Below are 18,738 nucleotides of genomic sequence, written 5' to 3'. Positions count from 1 at the left end.
TGAGCAGATGCGCCGTTATGGCCGTTTATCGAAAGGAAGAATTCAATGCGCAATCTGGTTAAATATGTCGGGATTGGCCTGCTGGTGATGGGGCTTGCTGCTTGTGACAACAGCGACACCAAAACGCCTGCTCAGGGTGCGTCTGCTGAAAGCAATGCCACGGGTCAGCCGGTCAGCCTGATGGATGGCAAACTCAGCTTCTCGCTGCCTGCGGATATGACCGATCAGAGCGGCAAGCTGGGCACCCAGTCGAATAACATGCACGTCTACTCCGATGCCACCGGGCAAAAAGCGGTGATTGTGATCGTCGGCGACGACACCAGCGAAGACCTGGGCGTGCTGGCGAAACGTCTGGAAGATCAGCAGCGCAGCCGCGACCCGCAGCTGCAGGTGGTCACCAACAAAACCATCGAGCTGAAAGGCCACAACCTGCAGCAGCTGGACAGCATCATCTCTGCCAAAGGCCAGACCGCCTACTCTTCCGTGGTGCTGGGAAAAGTGGACAACAAGCTGCTGACCCTGCAGATCACGCTGCCTGCTGACGATCAGCAGAAAGCGCAGACCGCCGCAGAGAACATCATCAATACCCTCGTGATTCAGTAAGTTATCACGATGAAATGGCCTCCTCCGGAGGCCATTTTTTTAGCCGCCACGTCAGCAGTAACGTCACCGCCACCAGCCCCGCCGCTGCCAGATAGATAACCGGCACGCCGGCCCACGCCATTACCAGCCCGGCCAGCGGCCCGGTGATCCCCAGCGACATATCCATAAACACCGTGTAGGTCGCCAGCGCCGCGCCCTGATTCTGCTGCGGCACGGCCTTCACCGCCACCACGCCCAGCGCCGGGAAGACCAGCGAGAAGCCTGCCCCGGCGAGGAACACCCCGATCCGCGCCACCCACGGCTCCCCGGCGATGCCGGTCAGCAGCAGGCCGATAATCTCGACGCCAAAGCAGATCATCGCCACATTCAGCCCGCCCAGCCGGTTGATGCCGTTCGGGAACAGCAGACGCGTACCGACGAAGGCGCAGCTAAACAGCGTCAGCGCAAAGGCTGCCCCGTCCCAGCCTTTATCGGCGTAGAACAGCGTAATGAAGGTGGCGATCACCCCAAAGCCCGCCGAGCCGAGGGCCAGCGCCATGCCGTAGGGCCAGACGCGCCCCAGCACCGCGCGAAACGGCATCGGCTTGCCCTTGCTGGCTTTGACTTTCGGGCGCGGCAGGGCGAACAAAATCGCCAGCAGCGCCACCCCCATGATGGTCAGCGCCAGCCCGTTCAGGCCGGTGTAGCGATAGCAAAGTACGCCCAGCGGGGCCCCCATTGCCATCGCCCCGTAGGTGACAATCCCGTTCCAGGAGATCACCCGCCCGATGTGCGAGGCTCCCACCACGCCCACGCCCCACAGGGTGGAGCCGGTGCCGGCAAGGCTCTGCCCGACGCCTAAAATCACCCGACCAAAACAGAGCAACGCAAGGCTCACCACCGGCCAGCCGCTGGTGAGTCCGGCGAGAAAATAGCTCACCCCACTGAGGAAGCAGCCGCACAGCCCCAGCACCACGATGCTTTTTGGCCCGAACAGATCGGCATAGCGCCCGGCATAGGGGCGGCTTAGCAGGGTGGCGAAGTATTGCAGGCTGATTACCAGGCCCGCCCAGAAGGCGCTAAAGCCCATGATGTCATGCACATAGCCCGGCAGGACGGCCAGCGGCAGGCCGATGGTCAGGTAGCTGGCAAAGTTGAAAATAACGACGGAAACAATACGCAGGTTGAGGCGTAATCCACTCAGTGCCGGTTCGGCGGCAGGTTCGGGCATCAGGTTCACCAGAATTTTTACAACAGTGTTTCACTATTACCATGCCAGGGGCAGAAATGCAGCAGTGACTTTAAGAATAACAGCGTCAGCCGAAGCGCCGCGCGCGCACTACACTTATGAGCATCTTATAAGAGGAAAAACCATGATCATCACACCACCCGATAAAACGGGTCTTCCGCCCACTGATAAAGCGGGTCTTCATATTTTGATGAAGCTGGCCTGTCTGGTCATCATCCTGGCAGGCATTCACGCCGCAGCAGATATTCTCGTACAGCTCTTGCTGGCGCTCTTTTTCGCCATCGTCCTTAACCCTCTCGTCACCTGGTTTTTGCGCCGGGGGGTGAGCCGCCCTGTCGCCATCACCATTGTGGTGCTGGTGATGCTGATTGGCCTGACGGCGCTGTTTGGGGTGCTGGCGGCCTCGCTCAATGAATTTGCCGCCATGCTGCCGAAATACAACAAAGAGCTGACGCGCAAGATTGTCGATCTGCAGCAGATGTTCCCGTTCCTCAACCTGCATATCTCCCCGGAGCGCATGCTGAGACGGATGGACTCGGAAAAGGTGATGACCTTTGCCACGGCGCTGATGACCCAGCTGTCCGGGGCGATGGCCAGCATCCTGCTGCTGGTGATGACCGTGGTGTTTATGCTGTTTGAAGTGCGCCACGTGCCGTACAAAATGCGTTTCGCCCTCAATAATCCGCAGATCCATATCGCCGGTTTACACCGCGCGCTGAAGGGCGTTTCCCACTATCTGGCGCTGAAAACGCTGTTAAGCCTGTGGACCGGGGCCATCGTCTGGCTGGGGCTGGCGCTGCTGGGGGTACAGTTTGCCCTGATGTGGGGCGTGCTGGCCTTCCTGCTGAACTATGTTCCCAACATCGGGGCGGTGATTTCCGCCGTGCCGCCGATGATCCAGGCGTTTCTGTTTAACGGTTTTTACGAATGCATGATGGTGGGCGCGCTGTTCCTGGTGGTCCACATGGTGCTGGGCAATATCGTCGAGCCGCGCATGATGGGCCACCGGCTGGGGATGTCCACCCTGGTGGTATTTCTGTCGTTATTGATCTGGGGCTGGTTACTCGGTCCGGTAGGAATGTTACTGTCCGTGCCGCTCACCAGCGTCTGTAAGATCTGGATGGAGACCACTAAGGGCGGGAGCAAACTGGCGATCCTGCTCGGGCCAGGCAGACCGAAAAGCAAGCTACCGGGATAACATTCATGTACGAAAAGGACAGCCTCAGCGCGCTTGAGGCTATCACCGAAGCGCAACGTATCGCCTTTGCCCCGATGCTGTTCCAGACCGCGCTCTGCCTGCGTAACTCCGGGGTACTCGCCTGGCTGGACCAACAGGGCCAGCGCGGTGCGACGCTTGAGGAGATCGTGGCCAACAGCACCCTCGGCGACTATGGCGTCGGGGTTCTGCTGGATATGGGGTTAAGCGGGCGGATAGTGACCCACAGCGACGGCCGCTACTATCTGGCGAAAATCGGCCACTATCTGCTGCACGACAGCATGACCCGCGTAAACATGGATTTCACCCAAGACGTTTGCTACCAGGGGCTGTTTCACCTTGCCGACTCCCTGAAAGCGGAGAGACCGGCGGGGCTTGCGGTCTTTGGCGACTGGCCGACCATTTATCCGGCGCTCTCTGCCCTGCCCGACCAGGCGCGGCGGAGCTGGTTTGCGTTCGATCACTTCTATTCCGACGGCGCATTCGACGCCGCATTGCCCCTTATATTCGCAAGCAAGCCGACAAAATTGTACGATGTCGGCGGCAATACGGGTAAATGGGCGCTACGCTGCTGTAGATACGATGAAAATGTCGCCGTTACGCTGCTCGATCTGCCGCAGCAAATTGCACTGGCCCAGGAAAATATCGCAAAAGCAGGATTATCTCATCGTATTGGGTTCCATCCTGTCGATATGCTTAGCGACGCTGCTCTGCCGGATGACGCTGATGTCTGGTGGATGAGCCAGTTTCTGGACTGCTTCTCTCCCGATCGGATTGTGACCCTGCTGAGCAACGTGGCGAAGGTGATGAAGCCGGGTGCCCGCCTGTGCATTCTGGAACTGTTCTGGGATGTGCAGCGATTCGAAGCGGCCGCCTTCAGCCTGAACGCCACCTCGCTCTATTTCACCTGTATGGCGAACGGCAACAGCCGTTTTTACAGCGCAGAGAAATTTTATCACTATCTGGAACAAGCAGGATTCCGGGTAGAAGAGCGGCATGACAATCTCGGGGTGGGCCACACCCTGTTGATTTGCCAGAAAAATGACTAATAACGCCGCCTGATCCTGGCGGCGCTACCGGATGACGGGTTTTCGCGGACGCGCGCAGATGAAATTTGCACTTAACATTCTCGACTGGCAAGCCAGAGCGCCAGGCCTTTGTGATGCCAGTCAGTGGCAGGCATGGTCACAGGGTCTGCACGCCATCGATCCTGCTGCGCCGCAGGCCAAACTGTCCGAACTGCCGATGATGACCGCCCGCCGCCTGAGTTCAGGCAGCAAGCTGGCGGTGGAGTGCGGGATGGCGATGGTGCGAAAGCACGCTATCGACGCCGTGGTATACACCAGCCGTCATGGCGAGCTGGAGCGTAACTATCGTCTCCTGCACGCCCTGGCGACCGGGCTGGATGTCTCCCCCACCGACTTCGCCATGTCAGTGCACAACTCCGCGGTGGGCAATCTCACCATCGCCGCGCGGCAGCCGATTGTCTCGTCGTCGCTCTCCGCCGGAATGGACACCTTCCAGCAGGGGCTGTGCGAGGTGCTGAGCCTGCTGCATGCCGGGTATAAGCGAGTGCTGATGGTGGATTTCGACGGTGCCCTGCCCGACTTTTACCGCCCTTCCCTTCCAGAGCAGATGCCTGCCTGGCCCTATGCCCTGGCGCTGGTTATCGAGGCCGGTAACGACCTGTGCTGCGAAACCCGCCCTGCCCGCTGCGACGAAGAGCTCCCCCTGCCGCAGAGCCTGCTGTTCCTGCGCCACTACCTGGGTGACGATGCGCAGTTTGCGGTGCCCGGCGAGCGCCTGCGGTGGCAGTGGACGCGGGCATGAACGCCGTCCGGGCGGCGCTGAGCCGCGGCTGGCGGCTGGTGATGACCGGTCTGTGCTTCGTGCTGTTTGGCGTGGGCGGGCTGCTGCTGTCCCTGGTGTGGTTCAACCTGCTGAACCTGGTCCAGCGGGATCGCGCCCGTCGTCGTCGCCTCGCCCGACGCAGCATTGCCGCCAGCTTCCGGACGTTTTTAACCGTGGCGCGCGCGCTCGGCGTGCTGGATTACCGCTTCGACAATCTCGACGTGCTGCGCCAGGAGCGCGGCTGTCTGGTGGTGGCGAACCATCCGACGCTGATTGACTACGTGCTTATCGCCTCGGTGATGCCGGAAACCGACTGCCTGGTGAAAGGTGCCCTGCTGCGCAACCCCTTTCTCAGCGGGGCGATCCGGGCGGCGGATTACCTGATCAACAGCGAGGCCGACACGCTTCTGAGCGCCTGTCAGCAGCGGCTGAGCCAGGGCGACACCCTGCTGATCTTCCCGGAAGGGACGCGCACGCAGGCGGGAAAAGCCATTACCCTGCAGCGCGGCGCGGCGAACATTGCGGTGCGGTGCGCCAGCGACCTGCGGCTGGTGCTGATCCACTGCAGCGAGCATCTGCTCGATAAACAGAGCCGGTGGTATGACATACCGCCGAACAAACCCTTTTTCACGGTCGATGTCCGTGAGCGGGTGAATATTAATGATTTTTACGATGCAGCAGTTCAGGAGCCCGCTCTGGCGGCCAGACAGCTCAACCGGCACCTGCAGCATCGCTTAACAGCCGGTCTTCAATCTTTGTCAGGAATTAATGATGCAAGCGCTCTACCTGGAAATTAAAAATCTTATTATTACGACCCTGAATCTGGACGAATTGACCGCAGAGGATATCGATACGGATGCCCCGTTGTTTGGCGATGGGTTGGGGCTCGACTCGATCGATGCCCTTGAGCTGGGTCTGGCGGTAAAAAACCAGTACGGCGTGGTGTTATCTGCCGAAAGCGAAGAGATGCGTCAGCACTTCTATTCCGTTGCCACCCTGGCCTCTTTCATTACTGCCCAACGCGCCTGAGATTGAACTGAACATGACGACTGAACAAAAATCCGTTTATCAGGAAGTGACCTCCCTGCTGATCACCCTGTTTGAAGTTGCGCCCGATGACATCACCCCTGAGGCGCGCCTGTACGAAGATCTGGAGCTGGACAGCATCGACGCCGTCGACATGGTGGTGCACCTCCAGAAGCGCACCGGTGCCCGCATCAAACCGGAAACCTTCAAGTCGGTGCGTACCGTGCAGGACGTGGTGGATGCGGTAGAAAAACTGCTGCGCGAAGCCTGATACCTCATGCGTGGCGGCAAGTCATTTCCGGCGATCCCGCTGCTGACGGGGCTGATGCTGCTCGGCTGGCCTTTTCTGGTGGGCTTTGGGCTGACGCACAACAACCTGCACTGGCTGTTGCCGCTGATGGCCATCCTGCTGCTGTGCCGTTTTTACCAGGCGCGGCGCAACGCCGGACCGCTGCGCTATGTGATCCAGAGCGTGGCGCTGGTGGGCATCGCCCTGTGCGCGGCCAGCTACCTGCTGAAGGCGCACCACTGGCTGCTGCTCTATCCGGTGGTGGTGAACCTCGCGATGCTGGCGGTGTTTGGCGGCTCGCTGTGGACGGCGATGCCGCTGGTCGAGCGGCTGGCGCGCCTGCGTGAACCCAACTTACCCCCTGCCGGGGTGCGCTATACCCGCGTTGTGACCCGGGTATGGTGCGGCTTTTTCATCTTTAACGGCAGCGTGGCGCTGTTCACCGTATTGCACGGGGATATGCGGCTCTGGACGCTGTGGAACGGCATGATCGCCTACATCCTGATGGGAACCTTAATGGCATGCGAGTGGCTGGTACGTCAGCGGATCAAAAAAGATGTTTAACCCCCTGCCTCTGAACCAGTGGCTGAACGCCCCCCGCCCGGACGACACCCCTGTCGCCTGGTCCGGCGATCGTCGCTGGACGCTGGGGGAGCTGCGCTACGACGCCCACGCCCTGATGGCTCGTTTACAGCAGCAGGAAGGCGAGCGCTGGGCGCTCTGCTTTGACGACAGCTATCTGTTTATCGTCGCCCTGCTGGCGACCCTGCACGCGGGCAAAACCCCGGTGCTGCCCGGCCACAGCCGCGAATCGCAGCTCGACGAACAAAAGGCGCTGTTCAGCGGCGTGCTGAGCGACAGAACGCTTAACGTCAGTGGTCGCCTGCTGGTGGTCAGCTCTGCCTGTCGCCGTGCCACCACCTTCACGCCGCTGCCGCTTATTGATGACGACCGGGTTATCGAACTGTTCACCTCTGGCTCGACCGGGGTGCCCGAGCGGATCGGTAAAACCATCGCCCAGCTTGACCAGGAAGCCCGCCTGCTGGCGGCCCGCTTCGGGGAGCGAATTGAGGGTTGCTCCGTCGTCTCCTCGGTGGTGCCGCAGCATCTTTACGGCCTGACGTTTCGTATTGTGCTGCCGATGGCGCTGGGGCTGGTACTACACACAGCGATGCTCGCCTACGCCGAGCAGCTGGCGGCGCTGGAGGGCGATAAGCGCTACCTGTTCATCAGCAGCCCGGCGTTTCTGAAGCGGCTTGATCCACAGCTTGCTCCACCGCCGGTCGCGGTGCTGGTTTCGGCCGGGGGCGTGCTGGAATGGGCAGCGGCCTGCGAAACCCAGCGCTGGCTGGGGCTGTGGCCGGATGAAATTTACGGCAGCAGCGAAACTGGGGTTCTCGCCTGGCGCTATCGTCAGGCGGAGGCGAACCTCTGGCAGCCTTTTCCGGGTGTCATATTTACCCGCGATAATGACGCCCTGCGCGTCAGCTCCCCGCTGATTGATGCGGACGGCGTGCTGCTCGACGATAGGTTGCAGTTTGCCGATAATGGCCAGTTCAGCATTGTCGGCCGCCGGGGCCGGGTGGTAAAAATCGAAGAGAAGCGCATTTCGCTCAATGAGATCGAGCAGCGTCTGCTGGCGCTGGACGGCATCCGCGAGGCGGCGGCGCTGCCGGTGACCCGCGGTGGACGACAGGGGATTGGCGTGCTGCTGGTCCTGAGCGATGCCGCTCGCCAGCGCAGCAGTAAAACGCAGATCCTCGCCTGGCGACGCGCCCTGCGGCCGTGGCTGGAGCCGGTCGCCATCCCCCGCTACTGGCGCATTGTTGATGAGATGCCGGTGAACAGTATGAACAAGCGTGTCTATGCGCAGTTACAGGAGTTATTTCATGAAGATCCATGAAATCGGGCGCCATCAGGCACAACCTCAGCATCTTGAGATCGTCCTGCACCTCGACCCGGCGCTGTTCTGGTTCCAGGGCCATTTTGCCGTGCAGCCGCTGCTGCCGGGCGTGGCCCAGCTCGACTGGGTGATGCACTACGCCACCACCCTGCTGGCTCCGGAGTACCGTTTTCACAGCATTCAGAACGTGAAGTTCCAGGCACCGCTGCTGCCTGACGCCACCGTGACGCTGCTCCTCGACTGGAACGCGGAGCGCCAGATGCTCACCTTCAGCTATCAGCGCCATGACGGCGACGCACGCCACACGGCCAGCAGCGGGAAGATTCGCCTGTGCCGTTAACCTTCCGCCCCTGCATCCTGATCCCCTGCTACAACCACGGGGCGACAATGGCGAGCGTGCTGGCCTGCCTGGCGCCCTATCAGCTGCCGGTGATTGTGGTGGATGACGGCAGCGACCTCAGCACCCGTCAGGAACTGGACAGGCTGGCCGCCGAAGATCCACAGATGACGCTGGTGCGACTGACGCACAACAGCGGCAAAGGCGCGGCGGTGATCCGCGGCCTGAAGGTCTGCGCCGGGGCCGGTTTTACCCATGCGGTGCAGGTGGATGCCGACGGTCAGCACGCGCTGGAGGACATTCCCCGGCTGCTGGCGCTGGCCGAACGCCACCCGACGGCGCTGATCTCCGGCCAGCCAATCTTTGATGCCTCGATCCCCCGCTCGCGCCTGTATGGCCGCTGGGTCACCCACGTCTGGGTGTGGATCGAAACCCTGTCATTACAGCTTAAGGACAGCATGTGCGGCTTTCGGGTCTACCCGGTAGCCCCTACGCTACGGCTGGTAAACAGCGTGCCCCTTGGCAAGCGGATGGATTTTGACACCGAAGTGATGGTGCGCCTCTACTGGCAGGGCAATACCAGCCATTTCCTGCCCACCCGGGTGACCTACCCCGAGAATGGCGTCTCCCATTTCGATGCCCTGCACGACAACCTGCGTATCTCGTGGATGCACACCCGGCTGTTCTTCGGCATGCTGCCGCGCATCCCTTCCCTGCTGTTCCGCCGCCGCACTCAGCACTGGGCGAAGCAGCAGGAGGTGAAAGGGCTGTACGGCATGCGCCTGATGCTGCGGGTCTGGCAGCTGCTGGGCCGCCGCGCCTTTACCCTTCTGCTGTGGCCGGTGATTGCCGTCTACTGGCTTACCGCCCGTCCGGCGCGGCAGGCGTCGCAGCAGTGGATCGCCCGGGTGAGCGAGACGCTGGCCCAGCGCCAGCAGCCGAAGCCCGCACGCCTGAACAGCTTTTTCCACTTCATGCGCTTTGGCAATGTGATGCTGGACAAAGTCGCCAGCTGGCAGGGCGAACTCAAACTGGACCGGGACATACTTTTTGCGCCGGGCGCCCGGGAAAAGCTCGATTTGACCGTGCCGCAGGGCAAGCTGCTGCTGGCCTCCCATCTCGGGGATGTCGAGGCGTGCCGCGCCCTGGCCCAGATCAAAGGGGGCAAAACCGTCAACGCGCTGGTGTTCAGCGATAACGCCCAGCGTTTTAAACAGATCATGCAGGAGATGGCTCCCCAGGCCGGACTGAACCTGATCCCGGTGACCGACATCGGCCCGGAAACCGCCATCCTGCTGAAAGAGAAGATCGATCGCGGGGAGTGGGTAGCGATCGTCGGGGATCGGATCGCCGTCGATCCGCAGCGCGGCGGCAACTGGCGCGTGGTGTGGAGCGATTTTATGGGCCAGCCCGCGCCGTTCCCCGAGGGGCCGTTTATCCTCGCCTCGCTGATGCGCTGCCCGGTGGTGCTGATCTTCGCCCTGCGCCAGCAGCAGAAGCTGCATATCCACTGCGAAGACTTTGCCGATCCGCTGCTGTTACCGCGCGGCGAGCGCCAGCAGGCGTTACAGCAGACCGTCGACCGCTATGCTAAGCGGCTGGAGCACTATGCCCTGCAGGCCCCGCTCGACTGGTTTAATTTTTTCGATTTCTGGCGTCTGCCGGATGCCAAAGAGAAGGAGTAAAGAGTGCTGACCGATCCCCGCTTTACCACTGAAGTAGAGCTGACCATACCGTTTCACGACGTCGATATGATGGGCGTGGTGTGGCACGGCAACTATTTCCGCTATTTTGAGGTCGCCCGCGAGGCCCTTCTCAACCAGTTCGATTATGGCTATCGCCAGATGAAGGCGTCCGGCTATCTCTGGCCAGTGGTGGATACCCGGGTGAAATACCGCGACGTCCTGACCTTTGAGCAACGTATTCGCGTCCGGGCCCATATCGACGAGTTCGAGAACCGCCTGCGCATTGTTTATCAGATTTTTGACGCCGCCAGCGGCAAGCGAACCACCACCGGCTACACCGTTCAGGTGGCGGTGGAGGAGAAGAGCCGCGAGCTCTGCTTTGTCAGCCCGGCCGTGCTGTTCGAGCGCATGGGAGTGACGCCATGAAGTGGTTACCCCTGCTTGCCCTGCTGGTCAGCCCGTGGGTCAGCGCCGTGACGCTGGATGAACTGCAGCAGCGCTTTACCGAACAGCCGGTGGTGCGCGCCCACTTTGAGCAGGCCCGCACCATCAAGGATCTGCCCCAGCCGCTGCGCTCCAGCGGCGAGATGCTGATTGCCCGGGATAATGGCCTGCTGTGGGATCAAAAAGCGCCCTTTCCGATGACGCTACTGCTGGACGACAAGCGGATGGTGCAGACCATCAACGGCCAGCCGCCGCAGACCATCACCGCCGACAATAATCCGCAGATGTTCCAGTTCAACCACCTGCTGCGCGCCCTGTTCCAGGCCGATCGCAAGGTGCTGGAGGAGAACTTCCGCATCGATTTTAAAGACCTCGGCAATGGCCGCTGGTCGCTGGTGCTGACCCCCACCACCACGCCGCTGGACAAGATTTTCGCCTCGATGGATCTGGGTGGCGCGTCCTACCTCGAGTCCATTGTGCTGAACGACAAGCAGGGCGACCGCACCGATATCACCCTATCCCGCCACCAGCTCACGCCCGCCAGCCTGACCGATGCCGAACGCCAACGCTTTGCCGCACCGTAATTCCCGTCGCCCAGCGCTGGCGTGGGCGCTGATCTGCCTGGCGCTGCTGGGGGTGCTGCTCACGCTGTTGCCCGGGGCGCGGCTCAACAGCAGCGTGCTGGCGATGCTGCCCAAACAGAGCCTCGGGGCGATCCCCCCGGCGCTGAACGACGGCTTTATCGAACGCCTCGACAGGCAGCTGGTGTGGCTGGTCAGCCCCGGCAAACAGCCCGACCCGCAGGTGGCGCAGCGCTGGCTGAGCCTGTTGCAGCAGTCCGGTTCCCTGCACGAGGTGAAAGGGCCGATGGACGCCGCCGGGCAGAAGGCCTGGGGCGAGTTCTTCTGGCAGCACCGTAACGGCCTGATCGACCCCGCCACCCGCGCGCGGCTGCAAAACGGCGGCGAAGCGCAGGCCCAGTGGATTTTGTCCCAGCTGTACTCGGCCTTCTCCGGCGTCAGCGGCAAAGAGCTGCAAAACGACCCGCTGATGCTGATGCGCGGCTCGCAGCTTTCGCTTTCACAAAACAGCCAGAAGCTGCGGCTGATGGACGGCTGGCTGGTGACCCGTGACGAGGCTGGCAATTACTGGTATCTGCTGCACGGCGAGCTGGCCGGTTCGTCGTTCGATATGCAGCAAACCCACCGGCTGGTGACCACTCTCCACGACCTCGAAGGCCAGCTCAAAACGCACTACCCGCAGGCGCAGCTGCTGTCGCGCGGGACGGCGTTTTACAGCGACTACGCCAGCCAGCAGGCGAAACGGGACATTTCGACCCTCGGCGTGGCCACTATCCTCGGGGTGATCCTGCTGATTGTGGCGGTATTCCGCTCCCTGCGCCCGCTCCTGCTGTGCCTGCTCTCCATCGCGATTGGCGCGCTGGCGGGGACGGTGGCGACCCTGCTGCTGTCTGGTGAGCTGCATCTGATGACCCTGGTGATGAGCATGAGCATCATCGGCATCTCGGCGGATTACACCCTTTACTACCTGACCGAGCGGATGGTTCACGGGGATCAACATTCACCCTGGCAGAGCCTGGCAAATGTGCGCAACGCCCTGCTGCTGGCGCTGCTTACCACCGTGGCGGCCTATTTCATTATGATGCTGGCCCCCTTCCCGGGCATTCGCCAGATGGCGGTGTTTGCCGCCGCGGGGCTCAGCGCCTCATGCCTGACGGCGATCTTCTGGCATCCGTGGCTCTGTCGCGGCTTACCGGTGCGCCCGGTGCCGCTGAAAACCCCGATGCGGCGCTGGCTGGCGGCATGGCGCCACCGACGTCTGTCGGTGGGGCTGCCGGTAGCGCTTACGCTTGTCGCGGTAGCAGGGATCGCTACGCTGCACATCGATGATGATATCGCCCAGCTTCAGGCCCTGCCGCAGGATATCCTCGCCCAGGAGAAAGCCATCACGGCGCTTACCGGCCAGGGTGTCGATCAAAAATGGTTCGTGGTGCATGGCGACTCGGCCCAGCAGACGCTGGAGCGGCTGGAGGCCTTTACCCCGGCGCTGGCCCGGGCGCAGCAGGCGGGTGAGCTTAAATCCTGGCGCAGCCTGCCGCTGAACTCGCGGGCGCAGCAGGCGCGCGATCTGGCCCTGCTGCGTCAGGCGGCCCCGGCGGTGATTAAGGTGCTGCAAAGCGCCGGGCTGACCGCCGTGTCGCCGGATCTGCGCCCGATGCCGGTGGACGTCAAAACCTGGCTTGCCAGCCCCGCCAGTGAAGGCTGGCGTCTGCTGTGGCTCACCCTGCCCGACGGCGAAAGCGGCGTGCTGGTGCCGGTGGATGGGGTGAAAAACAGCCCGGCGCTGGGCAAGCTGGCGGAGCAACATCCGGGGGTGGTGTGGGTGGATCGCAAGGCGAGTTTCGACAGCCTGTTTGCCCTCTACCGCAACGTGCTGACCGGCCTGCTGGCGGTCGCGCTGGGAGTGATTGCCTGTGGCGCGATGCTGCGACTCGGCTGGCGCAAGGGGCTGATTACCCTGGTGCCCTCCCTGCTGTCGCTGGGCTGCGGCCTGGCCGCGCTGACGCTAACGGGCCATCCGGTTAACCTGTTTTCGCTTCTGGCGCTGGTGCTGGTCCTCGGCATCGGCATCAACTACACGCTATTCTTCAACAACCCGCGCGGTACGCCGTTGACCTCGATGCTGGCCATCAGCCTGGCGATGATGACCACCCTGTTGACCCTCGGCATGCTGGTCTTCAGCGCCACGCAGGCCATCAGCAGTTTCGGGATCGTGCTGGTCAGCGGGATTTTCACCGCCTTTCTGCTGGCCCCGCTGGCGATGCCAGACAAAAAAGAGAGAACATGATGATCACCCCTTTTTACCGCGCCGCCGCTCTGATCGGCGCGCTGCTGCTGGCCGGTTGCAGCCACAATGCCCAGGAGCGTGACGATACCCGCCCGCAGGCCTGGCTCCAGCCGGGCACCCGGGTCACGCTGCCGCCGCCGGGCATTACCCCGGCGCTAAGCTCCCAGCAGCTGCTGACCGCCAGCGTTAATGGCAAAACCCAGTCGCTGCTGGTGATGCTGAATGCCGACGCGCAGAAGGTCACGCTGGCCGGGCTGTCGTCGGTGGGTATCCGTCTGTTCCTCGCCACCTATAATGAAACGGGCATCCATACTGAACAGTCGATTGTTGCGCCAGAACTGCCTCCGGCCAGCCAGGTGCTGGCGGACGTGATGCTGAGCCACTGGCCGGTCAGCGCCTGGCTGCCGCAGCTGCCACAAGGCTGGACGTTAAAGGATCAAGGCGACCGGCGTGAGCTGCGCAATGCCGACGGCAGGCTGGTGACGGAGATTGTCTACCTGCAGCGCAAAGGCAAGCGCGAGCCGATCAGCATCGAACAGCATGTGTTCCATTACCACATCACCATTCAATATCTGGATGACTGAGATGATCTACATTTCTGCCGTTGGCCTGATCAACGCCCTGGGCAACTCTCCCGACGAGATTGCCGCTAACCTGACGCGCGGCGTCGCCCCCGGCATGCGCCCGCGCAGCGGCTGGCTGCAGGGGCAGGATGCGGTGCTGGGGGGCGTCGACGGCGAGCTGCCCGCGATCCCGGACAGCTTTGCCGCGCACCGCTCGCGTAACAATCAGCTGCTGCTGGCGGCGCTGGCGCAGATCCAGCCTGCCGTTGACGAGGCCATTGCCCGCTACGGCCGCGACCGGGTGGCGGTGGTGATGGGCACCAGCACCTCCGGGCTCGACGAGGGCGACGCGCACGTGCGCCTGTCGCACAGCGGCGAAGAGAGTAGCCACTGGCGGTACGCGCAGCAGGAGCTGGGCGATCCGTCGCGCTTTCTGGCGAACTGGCTCGGTCTGGACGGCCCGGCCTTTACCCTGTCCACCGCCTGCTCCTCCAGCGCGCGGGCCATCATCAGCGGGCGTCGGCTGATTGACGCCGGGCTGGTGGATGTCGCTATCGTGGGCGGGGCGGATACGCTGAGCCGGATGCCGGTGAACGGTTTTAACAGTCTCGAATCGCTCTCCACCACGCTGTGCGAGCCCTTTGGCCGCGACCGTCGGGGGATCACCATTGGCGAAGCGGCGGCCCTGATGCTGCTCACCCGGGAGCCGCAGCCCGTGGCGCTGCTGGGCAGCGGCGAGTCGAGCGATGCGTACCATATTTCTGCTCCACATCCCCAGGGCGAAGGGGCCATCAGCGCCATTCACCAGGCGCTGAACGAAGCCGGGCTGAAGCCGGATGACGTGGGCTATATCAACCTGCACGGCACGGCAACGCTGCTCAATGACCAGATTGAATCTCAGGTGATCCACGACCTGTTTGGCGAGGCGGTGCCCTGCAGTTCCACCAAGCATTTAACCGGGCATACGCTGGGGGCGGCGGGGATCACCGAGGCGGCGCTAAGCTGGCTCATCCTGACCCGCGATCTCCCCCTGCCCGCCCAGGATTTCAGCCGCTATGCGCCGGACCCGACCCTCGCCGCGTGCGGCGTACTGCATCAGCCCACCGCGCTGAAAAAAGCGGTGATTTTGTCTAATTCGTTCGCCTTTGGCGGCAATAACGCCAGCATCCTGCTGGGGAGAGTGTGATGAGTTATTTAGCCCCGGCAGCGTACCTGCCCCACGATGCCCCCATGCTGCTGCTGGAGTCGGTCGAGAGCGTCACCGCTGAATCCGCCGTCTGCCGCGTCACCGTCAGCCCGCAGGGGGTGCTGGCGCCGTTTTTAAATACCGCAGGCGATCTGCCCGGCTGGTACGCCCTTGAGCTGATGGCCCAGACCGTGGGCATCTGGTCTGGCTGGCACCGTGAGCAGAAGGGCCTGCAGAGCAGCACGCTGGGCATGGTGCTGGGGGCGCGGGAACTGGTCTGCGCCGCCGGGCTTTTTCCGGCCAACAGCGCGTTAACCGTCACCGCCACCCTGCTGATGGAGGATGAGCGCTTCAGCAGCTTCGAGTGCGCCATCACCCTTGATGATTCCACCCTGGCCACCGGGCGGGTGAACACCTTCCAGCCCAGCCAGCAGGAGTTAGCTTCACTGTTTAAGACGGGAGTGAGTCAATGAGTCGTTCCGTTCTGGTTACCGGCGCCAGCAAAGGCATTGGCCGGGCTATCGCCCTGAAACTTGCCGCGGACGGGTTTACCCTCGGCGTGCACTACCACCGCGACGCTGAAGGCGCAGAGGCCACCCTTGAGGCCATCGAGCAGGCTGGCGGCAGCGGGCGTCTGCTGGCGTTTGACGTGGGCAACCGGGCGCAGTGTCGCGAGGTGCTGGAGCAGGATATGGCGGCCAACGGCCCCTGGTATGGCGTGGTGAGCAACGCCGGGATCGCCCGGGACGGTGCTTTCCCGGCGCTCAGCGAAGATGACTGGGACAGCGTGATCCATACCAACCTCGACAGCTTTTACAACGTCATTCACCCCTGCATGATGCCGATGATTGGCGCGCGTCAGGGCGGGCGGATCATCACCCTGTCGTCGGTGTCCGGGGTGATGGGCAATCGCGGCCAGGTGAACTACAGCGCGGCAAAAGCGGGCATTATCGGGGCCACCAAAGCCCTGGCGGTTGAGCTGGCGAAGCGCAAAATCACCGTAAACTGCATCGCGCCCGGTCTGATTGATACCGGGATGATCGAGATGGAAGAGGCCGCGCTGAAAGAGGCGATGGCCAGCATCCCCATGAAACGGATGGGTCAGGCGGACGAGGTGGCCGGCCTTGCCAGCTACCTGATGTCGGATATCGCGGGCTATGTGACCCGCCAGGTTATCTCCATTAACGGGGGAATGTTATGACGCGTCGGGTGGTGATCACGGGCATGGGCGGCGTCACCGCCTTCGGGGAGTCGTGGGCGTCGGTGGCGGCCCGCTTACGGGAGTATAAAAACGCGGTACGCAGGATGCCGGAGTGGACGATCTATGAGGGTCTGCACACCCTGCTGGCCGCACCGATCGATGATTTTACCCTGCCGGATCACTACACCCGCAAGCGCATCCGCGCCATGGGCCGCGTCTCTTTGCTGTCGACCCGCGCCACCGAACTGGCCCTGGAGCAGGCGGGGCTGATTGACGATCCGATCCTCACCCAGGGTGAAACCGGCATTGCCTACGGTTCGTCCACCGGCAGCACCGGCCCGGTCAGCGAGTTCGCCACCATGCTCACCGAGAAGCACACCAACAACATCACCGGCACCACCTACGTGCAGATGATGCCGCACACCACGGCGGTGAACACCGGCCTGTTCTTCGGCCTGCGCGGGCGGGTGATCCCCACCTCCAGCGCCTGCACCTCCGGCAGCCAGGCGATTGGCTATGCGTGGGAGGCCATCCGCCACGGCTATCAGACGGTGATGGTGGCAGGCGGAGCCGAAGAGCTCTGCCCGTCGGAAGCGGCGGTGTTTGATACCCTGTTCGCCACCAGCCAGCGTAACGATGCCCCGCAATCCACGCCGTCTCCCTTCGATATCCAGCGCGACGGGCTGGTGATTGGCGAGGGGGCGGGCACCCTGATCCTGGAGGAGCTGGAGCATGCGAAGGCGCGGGGTGCCACCATCTACGGCGAGATTGTGGGCTTCGCCACCAACTGCGACGCGGCGCATATCACCCAGCCGCAGCGGGAAACCATGCAGATCTGCATGGAGAAGTCGCTGACGTCAGCCGGGCTGAGCCCGCAGGATATCGGCTATATTTCGGCGCACGGCACCGCCACCGACCGGGGGGATATCGCCGAAAGCCAGGCCACCGCCGCAGTGTTTGGCGACAGCGTGCCGATCTCATCTCTGAAGAGCTATTTCGGCCATACCCTGGGGGCCTGCGGCGCGCTGGAGGCGTGGATGAGTCTGCAGATGATGCGCGAGGGCTGGTTCGCGCCCACCGTCAATTTAAGACAACCGGATGAGCAATGCGGCGCGTTAGATTATATTATGGGGGAAGTCCGTCACCTTGACTGCGAATACCTTCAAAGCAATAACTTCGCGTTCGGCGGCATTAATACCTCCATCATCATTAAACGCTGGGCGTGAGTATGTACCAGTTCCTTCTGGGAAAGATTTCTACCCTCAGCGCTGACCCTCTGGCGTCAGCGCTTTCTGAGCAGGCGCCGGAAGGCGCGCGCCGCATCCCCTGGCTGGCCGGGCGGACGCTGCTCGCCCGGGCCTTATCCCCCGCCCCGGTACCGGAAATTGTCTTTGGTGAACAGGGCAAACCGGCGTTTGTCGATGCCAGGCCATACTGGTTCAACCTGAGCCACAGCGGGGATGATATTGCCCTGCTGCTAAGCGACGAGGGCGAAGTGGGCTGCGATATCGAAGTGATCCGCCCGCGGGAGAACTGGCAGGCACTGGCTAACGCCGTCTTTAGCGTCGCCGAACATGCAGAGCTGGAGCGGGAGCGGCCTGAGGCAAAACTGTCGGCCTTCTGGCGTATCTGGACGCGCAAAGAGGCTATCGTCAAACAGCGCGGCGGCAGCGCCTGGCAGATTGTCAGTATCGACAGCACCTTTCCTTCAGCGCTCAGCGTCAGCCATTTTCAGTACGGCGAACTGAGTCTCGCGGTCTGTACCCCTACCCCCTTCACCCTGCATAACGACGCGCTGCGGGTTCTGTAACCTGCTTATTTCAAATTATTCGGAAAGTCTGCCGGCAGCTCGCTGGCAGCACAGTCAATGACAGCATCGTTATTGGCACCGCAGTCGCGCACAAAAGTAATGGTGGCGAACTCATCAATGACCTCGGTTGGGTAGGCCGGGCCCGCCTCGCGATAAGAGACCATCAGCGGAATATGATCGTTCTGGAAGCAGACGGTTTTTTCCGGGTTATTCATCACCCAGCGCGGGAAGAAGATAGTGCCGTGGAACAGTCTGTCGCCGAGGTTCACAATCAGGCTCACATCGGTACCGGTCGGTTCAGTCCACGAAATTTTATAAATACTCTCGCCCACGCGAACGATATAAGCCTGCTGATCTTTTACCCAACGGTTTGCCACGATCCCGCTGTGGATACGGTAGTCGAGGGTCTGCTCATTTTTGACATAAATCTCGTAGTTCCAGCCGTTATCGTAGGTGTAGACCAGATGTTTGCCGACGAAACCGCTCAAATCATGTTTATCAAAATGGCTCATACTTTTTCTCCTCTGT

At 62.2% G+C, this 18,738-nt stretch carries 21 protein-coding genes and 1 pseudogene; 20 read left to right on the top strand and 2 right to left on the bottom strand.

Annotation, left to right across the window (positions count from 1 at the left end; genetic code table 11):
* Positions 1-45 precede the first annotated feature (45 nt).
* Entirely contained in the window at positions 46-603 is a 558-nt protein-coding gene (locus FFB58_RS19200; RefSeq protein ID WP_039032494.1) for a DcrB family lipoprotein, read from the top strand.
* Between the two features lie 4 nt (positions 604-607).
* Here FFB58_RS19200 and FFB58_RS19195 read toward each other — a convergent pair.
* Positions 608-1,847: pseudogene (locus FFB58_RS19195) on the bottom strand (MFS transporter).
* A 108-nt stretch (positions 1,848-1,955) separates the two neighbouring features.
* On the opposite strand from FFB58_RS19195, the gene FFB58_RS19190 reads away from it, so the two are divergent.
* The 19 genes from FFB58_RS19190 to acpT are packed head-to-tail and all read left to right on the top strand — an operon-like array spanning position 1,956 to position 18,210.
* Positions 1,956-3,029, top strand: a complete 1,074-nt coding sequence (locus FFB58_RS19190; protein ID WP_052246260.1) for an AI-2E family transporter — start codon at positions 1,956-1,958, stop codon at positions 3,027-3,029.
* Between the two features lie 5 nt (positions 3,030-3,034).
* The gene (locus FFB58_RS19185; protein ID WP_138370727.1) at positions 3,035-4,096 is read left to right on the top strand and encodes a methyltransferase; all 1,062 of its coding nucleotides are present in this window, start codon (positions 3,035-3,037) and stop codon (positions 4,094-4,096) included.
* A 58-nt stretch (positions 4,097-4,154) separates the two neighbouring features.
* Positions 4,155-4,877 carry a beta-ketoacyl synthase chain length factor gene (locus FFB58_RS19180; RefSeq protein ID WP_039032530.1) on the top strand — a complete coding sequence of 241 codons (723 nt, stop codon included), beginning with the start codon at positions 4,155-4,157 and terminating at the stop codon, positions 4,875-4,877.
* Positions 4,874-5,695 (top strand): lysophospholipid acyltransferase family protein, encoded by an 822-nt coding sequence (locus FFB58_RS19175; protein ID WP_039032491.1) that lies wholly within the window; start codon positions 4,874-4,876, stop codon positions 5,693-5,695. The genes FFB58_RS19180 and FFB58_RS19175 overlap by 4 nt, the downstream gene beginning before the upstream one ends.
* Positions 5,670-5,927, top strand: a complete 258-nt coding sequence (locus FFB58_RS19170) for a phosphopantetheine-binding protein (protein ID WP_039032490.1) — start codon at positions 5,670-5,672, stop codon at positions 5,925-5,927. The genes FFB58_RS19175 and FFB58_RS19170 overlap by 26 nt, the downstream gene beginning before the upstream one ends.
* Positions 5,928-5,940: 13 nt before the next feature.
* On the top strand, positions 5,941-6,195 hold the full coding sequence (locus tag FFB58_RS19165; RefSeq protein WP_039032489.1) for an acyl carrier protein: 255 nt from the start codon (positions 5,941-5,943) through the stop codon (positions 6,193-6,195).
* A gap of 6 nt (positions 6,196-6,201) precedes the next feature.
* The gene (locus FFB58_RS19160) at positions 6,202-6,777 is read left to right on the top strand and encodes a hypothetical protein (protein ID WP_138370726.1); all 576 of its coding nucleotides are present in this window, start codon (positions 6,202-6,204) and stop codon (positions 6,775-6,777) included.
* Positions 6,770-8,116, top strand: a complete 1,347-nt coding sequence (locus FFB58_RS19155; RefSeq protein ID WP_138370725.1) for an AMP-binding protein — start codon at positions 6,770-6,772, stop codon at positions 8,114-8,116. The genes FFB58_RS19160 and FFB58_RS19155 overlap by 8 nt, the downstream gene beginning before the upstream one ends.
* On the top strand, positions 8,103-8,456 hold the full coding sequence (locus FFB58_RS19150; protein WP_039032486.1) for a hydroxymyristoyl-ACP dehydratase: 354 nt from the start codon (positions 8,103-8,105) through the stop codon (positions 8,454-8,456). Before FFB58_RS19155 ends, FFB58_RS19150 begins: the two co-directional genes overlap by 14 nt.
* Positions 8,447-10,138 carry a glycosyltransferase family 2 protein gene (locus FFB58_RS19145; RefSeq protein WP_138370724.1) on the top strand — a complete coding sequence of 564 codons (1,692 nt, stop codon included), beginning with the start codon at positions 8,447-8,449 and terminating at the stop codon, positions 10,136-10,138. The genes FFB58_RS19150 and FFB58_RS19145 overlap by 10 nt, the downstream gene beginning before the upstream one ends.
* 3 nt (positions 10,139-10,141) lie before the next feature.
* Positions 10,142-10,564, top strand: coding sequence for a thioesterase family protein (locus tag FFB58_RS19140; protein ID WP_138370723.1), 423 nt, complete (start codon positions 10,142-10,144; stop codon positions 10,562-10,564).
* Positions 10,561-11,166, top strand: coding sequence for an outer membrane lipoprotein carrier protein LolA (locus FFB58_RS19135; RefSeq protein ID WP_138370722.1), 606 nt, complete (start codon positions 10,561-10,563; stop codon positions 11,164-11,166). The genes FFB58_RS19140 and FFB58_RS19135 overlap by 4 nt, the downstream gene beginning before the upstream one ends.
* A complete protein-coding gene (locus FFB58_RS19130) occupies positions 11,135-13,450 on the top strand; it encodes an MMPL family transporter (protein WP_138370721.1) in 2,316 nt (771 codons plus the stop codon). Before FFB58_RS19135 ends, FFB58_RS19130 begins: the two co-directional genes overlap by 32 nt.
* Positions 13,447-14,034: a DUF3261 domain-containing protein gene (locus FFB58_RS19125; RefSeq protein ID WP_138370720.1), complete on the top strand. Its 588-nt coding sequence runs from the start codon at positions 13,447-13,449 to the stop codon at positions 14,032-14,034. Before FFB58_RS19130 ends, FFB58_RS19125 begins: the two co-directional genes overlap by 4 nt.
* A 1-nt stretch (position 14,035) precedes the next feature.
* Positions 14,036-15,199: a beta-ketoacyl-[acyl-carrier-protein] synthase family protein gene (locus tag FFB58_RS19120; protein ID WP_138370719.1), complete on the top strand. Its 1,164-nt coding sequence runs from the start codon at positions 14,036-14,038 to the stop codon at positions 15,197-15,199.
* A complete protein-coding gene (locus FFB58_RS19115) occupies positions 15,199-15,672 on the top strand; it encodes a 3-hydroxy-fatty acyl-ACP dehydratase (protein WP_138370718.1) in 474 nt (157 codons plus the stop codon). The genes FFB58_RS19120 and FFB58_RS19115 overlap by 1 nt, the downstream gene beginning before the upstream one ends.
* A complete protein-coding gene (locus FFB58_RS19110; protein WP_138370717.1) occupies positions 15,669-16,400 on the top strand; it encodes a 3-ketoacyl-ACP reductase FabG2 in 732 nt (243 codons plus the stop codon). Before FFB58_RS19115 ends, FFB58_RS19110 begins: the two co-directional genes overlap by 4 nt.
* The gene (locus tag FFB58_RS19105) at positions 16,397-17,626 is read left to right on the top strand and encodes a beta-ketoacyl-ACP synthase (RefSeq protein WP_138370716.1); all 1,230 of its coding nucleotides are present in this window, start codon (positions 16,397-16,399) and stop codon (positions 17,624-17,626) included. The genes FFB58_RS19110 and FFB58_RS19105 overlap by 4 nt, the downstream gene beginning before the upstream one ends.
* A gap of 2 nt (positions 17,627-17,628) precedes the next feature.
* Entirely contained in the window at positions 17,629-18,210 is a 582-nt protein-coding gene (gene acpT / locus FFB58_RS19100; RefSeq protein WP_138370715.1) for a 4'-phosphopantetheinyl transferase AcpT, read from the top strand.
* 5 nt (positions 18,211-18,215) lie between these two features.
* On the opposite strand, the gene FFB58_RS19095 is transcribed toward acpT, so the two are convergent.
* Entirely contained in the window at positions 18,216-18,722 is a 507-nt protein-coding gene (locus FFB58_RS19095; protein ID WP_039032475.1) for a phenolic acid decarboxylase, read from the bottom strand.
* Between the last annotated feature and the right edge of the window lie 16 nt (positions 18,723-18,738).

The organism is Enterobacter sp. MF024 (assembly GCF_005843915.1).
In the GTDB taxonomy this organism is placed as follows: Bacteria; Pseudomonadota; Gammaproteobacteria; order Enterobacterales; family Enterobacteriaceae; genus Enterobacter; species Enterobacter barmai.
The sequence above is the reverse complement of the archived record's forward strand: the minus strand, read 5'-3'. Positions and strand labels throughout refer to the sequence as shown.

Excerpts from the sequence above, each read along its gene's own strand:
- FFB58_RS19200 (WP_039032494.1), top strand. The coding sequence starts at position 46 with ATGCGCAATCTGGTTAAATATGTCGGGATTGGCCTGCTGGTGATGGGG.
- FFB58_RS19190 (WP_052246260.1), top strand. The coding sequence starts at position 1,956 with ATGATCATCACACCACCCGATAAAACGGGTCTTCCGCCCACTGATAAA.
- FFB58_RS19185 (WP_138370727.1), top strand. The coding sequence starts at position 3,035 with ATGTACGAAAAGGACAGCCTCAGCGCGCTTGAGGCTATCACCGAAGCG.
- FFB58_RS19180 (WP_039032530.1), top strand. The coding sequence starts at position 4,155 with ATGAAATTTGCACTTAACATTCTCGACTGGCAAGCCAGAGCGCCAGGC.
- FFB58_RS19175 (WP_039032491.1), top strand. The coding sequence starts at position 4,874 with ATGAACGCCGTCCGGGCGGCGCTGAGCCGCGGCTGGCGGCTGGTGATG.
- FFB58_RS19170 (WP_039032490.1), top strand. The coding sequence starts at position 5,670 with ATGCAAGCGCTCTACCTGGAAATTAAAAATCTTATTATTACGACCCTG.
- FFB58_RS19165 (WP_039032489.1), top strand. The coding sequence starts at position 5,941 with ATGACGACTGAACAAAAATCCGTTTATCAGGAAGTGACCTCCCTGCTG.
- FFB58_RS19160 (WP_138370726.1), top strand. The coding sequence starts at position 6,202 with ATGCGTGGCGGCAAGTCATTTCCGGCGATCCCGCTGCTGACGGGGCTG.
- FFB58_RS19155 (WP_138370725.1), top strand. The coding sequence starts at position 6,770 with ATGTTTAACCCCCTGCCTCTGAACCAGTGGCTGAACGCCCCCCGCCCG.
- FFB58_RS19150 (WP_039032486.1), top strand. The coding sequence starts at position 8,103 with ATGAAGATCCATGAAATCGGGCGCCATCAGGCACAACCTCAGCATCTT.
- FFB58_RS19135 (WP_138370722.1), top strand. The coding sequence starts at position 10,561 with ATGAAGTGGTTACCCCTGCTTGCCCTGCTGGTCAGCCCGTGGGTCAGC.
- FFB58_RS19130 (WP_138370721.1), top strand. The coding sequence starts at position 11,135 with ATGCCGAACGCCAACGCTTTGCCGCACCGTAATTCCCGTCGCCCAGCG.
- FFB58_RS19125 (WP_138370720.1), top strand. The coding sequence starts at position 13,447 with ATGATGATCACCCCTTTTTACCGCGCCGCCGCTCTGATCGGCGCGCTG.
- FFB58_RS19120 (WP_138370719.1), top strand. The coding sequence starts at position 14,036 with ATGATCTACATTTCTGCCGTTGGCCTGATCAACGCCCTGGGCAACTCT.
- FFB58_RS19115 (WP_138370718.1), top strand. The coding sequence starts at position 15,199 with ATGAGTTATTTAGCCCCGGCAGCGTACCTGCCCCACGATGCCCCCATG.
- FFB58_RS19110 (WP_138370717.1), top strand. The coding sequence starts at position 15,669 with ATGAGTCGTTCCGTTCTGGTTACCGGCGCCAGCAAAGGCATTGGCCGG.
- FFB58_RS19105 (WP_138370716.1), top strand. The coding sequence starts at position 16,397 with ATGACGCGTCGGGTGGTGATCACGGGCATGGGCGGCGTCACCGCCTTC.
- acpT (WP_138370715.1), top strand. The coding sequence starts at position 17,629 with ATGTACCAGTTCCTTCTGGGAAAGATTTCTACCCTCAGCGCTGACCCT.
- FFB58_RS19095 (WP_039032475.1), bottom strand. The coding sequence starts at position 18,722 with ATGAGCCATTTTGATAAACATGATTTGAGCGGTTTCGTCGGCAAACAT.